The sequence below is a fragment of the Glutamicibacter sp. NPDC055354 genome (assembly GCF_053644955.1).
Map to the genome: position 1 here is coordinate 1 of NZ_JBSHMB010000008.1, position 3,186 is coordinate 3,186.

Annotated in this window: 3 protein-coding genes; 2 read left to right on the forward strand and 1 reads right to left on the reverse strand. The window is 54.5% G+C overall.

Features of this window, described 5'->3' with window-relative positions:
- The first annotated feature begins 477 nt into the window (after positions 1-477).
- Positions 478-678: a helix-turn-helix transcriptional regulator gene (locus ACWICV_RS17035; RefSeq protein WP_454091387.1), complete on the forward strand. Its 201-nt coding sequence runs from the start codon at positions 478-480 to the stop codon at positions 676-678.
- Positions 675-1,871, forward strand: coding sequence for a type II toxin-antitoxin system HipA family toxin (locus tag ACWICV_RS17040; protein WP_454091386.1), 1,197 nt, complete (start codon positions 675-677; stop codon positions 1,869-1,871). The genes ACWICV_RS17035 and ACWICV_RS17040 overlap by 4 nt, the downstream gene beginning before the upstream one ends.
- 18 nt (positions 1,872-1,889) lie before the next feature.
- Here the strand turns inward: ACWICV_RS17040 and ACWICV_RS17045 are convergent, their stop codons facing one another.
- On the reverse strand, positions 1,890-2,333 hold the full coding sequence (locus ACWICV_RS17045) for a MepB family protein (RefSeq protein ID WP_038993720.1): 444 nt from the start codon (positions 2,331-2,333) through the stop codon (positions 1,890-1,892).
- Positions 2,334-3,186 lie beyond the last annotated feature (853 nt).

Below are 3,186 nucleotides of genomic sequence, written 5' to 3' on the forward strand. Positions count from 1 at the left end.
AGATGGTTTGAGGCCCTGGTACCGTTTGGTGCCGGGGCCTCACCTGTTTAACGAGAAGGGGAGGGGGAATTGGGCAGCTGGTGCTGCTTGGTTCCCCCTCCCTCCTGCTTTAACGAGCTTGAGTGCTGGCCGCTAGCGCAGACCGCTCAAGGAACGACCAGGCAGGCATGGGGTTGTGAATGCAGCCATGGCTAAGCTGTGTCCCGATGTCGGACGCGCTTGAAGCGACTAAGCAGACGGCGTGGCCCTGGACCTCCGCGGCTCACTACGGGAGAGAACGCCCGCTCCGTTGCAGGTGCTTTATCCGATGGGTTCTGGTCCGCCAATCGGCAAGATCCTGCCTTTTGATGCCTCTGACAATCGATTGCTTGCACCTGGCTATCATTTCGGTAACTTGTTGCCGATTCTTGCTCCATGCTGAATGATAGTGAGCAGAATGTCGCCAATCGGCGAAATGCTGCCGGAAGAGGATCCTTCATGAATTCAGTGACTGAGCTAGGGGCCGAATTGCAGCGCGTTAGAAAACAGAATGGCCTGACGCAGGAACAGCTGGCTGAATTAGCTGGCATCTCCGAACGTACGCTGCGCTCCATAGAACGAGGGACGGGAAACCCCTCCATTGAAGCGGTGCTCTCCGTCGCGAATGTACTCGGCCTTCGAATTCTCGTGGCCAAATGAAGCCGCAACTCCAAGAGCTCAAGCTTGTTACCAAGGCTGACGTCTACTGCAACGAAAACCTCGCCGGCACTCTAGCCAGACAGTCCGACGGAAGCGTGGCCTTCAGCTATAACAAGGACTACCTTGCACATGGTGGCGCGGGCATTGCGACATCTTTGCCAGCTTCCCCGGAGGCATACGTTGGGCCTGGGGGCGCGTTGCCATCGTTCTTCTCGGGACTATTGCCCGAAGGCCATCGCCTGACCGTTCTCAAGGACGCAACTAAGACCAGCATCTCTGACGAGTTGACTCTGCTGATGGCAGTGGGCGCCGATACTCCAGGCAATGTACGCGTTGTTCCTGAAGGATCAGCACTGGAGCAAATCCCCGTGGTTGCTGAATTCAGCAGCACGGCCGAACTCGACTTCTCGGTCCTCGCGCGCACCTTGGACCGCCACTCGATCCCCGGCGTGCAAGACAAGATCAGCGCAACCATGCTGACAACACCAGTGGAGTTCAAGAACAGCGCCTATCTGCTCAAGCTTGATCCCCGGGATCATCCGCATTTGGTCGTTAATGAGGCGCAGCATCTGAAAGCAGCGCGATTGCTCAAACTTCCGGTCGCAAACAATCGGCTAGTACTGGATTCCACTGGGAGTCCGGGGCTGCTGGTCGAGAGGTTCGATCGCGAGGGTGTCGAGGGGGCGGATAGTCCCACGCGTTTGGCGTTGGAAGATGCCATGCAGGTATTGAACCTTCCGCCGGCAAGCAAGTATGCAGTGAGCACGGAACAAGCTATTGAAGCCTTAGCGCTGCAGTGCCAGGCTCCGGTGCTCGCCAGGCGCAATCTATACATGCAGTTCGTCTTTGCGTGGCTAACTGGCAACGGCGACTTGCATGGAAAGAACGTCTCGATTCTGGCGGACTTGCATGGACGGTTTAATGTAGCGCCCATCTACGACATCCCATGCACCCTGGTCTACGGCGATGACACCATGGCTTTGACTGTTGCCGGCAAGGATAAGAATCTGAAGAAGAAGCACTGGGCGGAGCTTGCAAGGGTGCTCGGCTTGGCTGACCGGGCCACGCAGTCAGCGAACCAGTTGGCATTGAAAGCCGCATTGACTGCGGATCTCAGCGAGTTGCCTTTTGAAGGTTCACCTTTGCGTGGTGCGCAACGAGAACTCAGGTTCCGGCGCATGGAGTTGCAGTAGGCGTCTGAGCGGGACAAGTTAGTCTGCGAGCAACGTGAACGCAGGCAGCTGACTATTCTGGCTTTTCTTCGCTTGCCCCTTAAGGCCAGCCGTCCATGATGGATAGACGCGGAAACCGCGCTTGCCTGGAGCCGATGCTGAGGCGAAGACGCCCAGCTCCTCGAGGTGCTGTTGAGTAAAGCGGAAGACGCCGAAACAGCCGGCTTCCTCGATAAAGACCATAACTCCGCGCAGTCCCTCTTCGGATTCGTAGGGGGCAGTAGTCCCAGTTTCGTCCCGATGCCATATAGCTACGAACCCACCTGGCTTTGTTGGCGTGATCCTTGCGGTCCTGATCCGCCACCGCTGTCCGTCAAGCTCAGTTACCCCGGCTTGATAATCGCTCTGCTGTTCTTCGGGAGTCACCTCGCCATACGATTGCCCAGTGAGGTGGCAATAGCGTTCCAACGCCGTGAACTTCATGGACTTCATCCTGTATTCGGTAGATCATCAAGTGGAGTGGCAGCGATCGAAATATCGCTGCTATTCACCGTAGCCGAGGGTGGTGCTTACGTAGCACTGCAAGACCTGTATTGGGCCGGCATCAATGCCGACTGCTCTAGGTAGTCATTGCGCTGATGCCGCCTTGGCCGTCACGCGTATGGAACCTCCAGATGCATCGTTTCGCCATGTGCGTTCTCTTCTTGTGCCTTGCTCAGACGCACGCATGCGCCCGCATCGTCTAATCGGCTGATGTGGGCACAATTCATTGGGTTCGCGTATATGCGTACGCTTCTCAAGGGTTCAATAAACTCGCTAGGTACAGGCGCTGATGCTCTGTGCAGCTGCGAAATAATGTTTCCGCGCTCAGCCCTAGCTCGGTAATAATTGCCAGCGATTGGGCACATGGAAAGAGTCGAATCAGCAGTTCAGGAATTAAGTGTGCACGGTCACCGTCAAAAACCACCCACCCGATTTGCAGGACCCCCAAAACCTGTGTATAGTTTTTCCTTGTCGCCGAGAACAAAACGGAAGAAATAACCGGATGTGAAACGGTGGCAGAACCCCAGAAAATCAAGGTTTTTCCACAGTCTTGTGGACAACAATTGAAAAGAATGGGAACTGAGAATACTGGTTCAAATCACAAACAATGGATTTGACTTTCAGGAATTCGAAGTTATATAATATGAATATAACGCTGGACGAAATTACCGCCTGGAATGGTGGGTAAAGAACCGGTAAGTGTTTGTTGTTTGAGAACTCAATAGTGTGCCAAGTTTGTTGATACCGAATATTTTTATTTGGTGAATACATAACATTTGCTTGAGGCATTGCA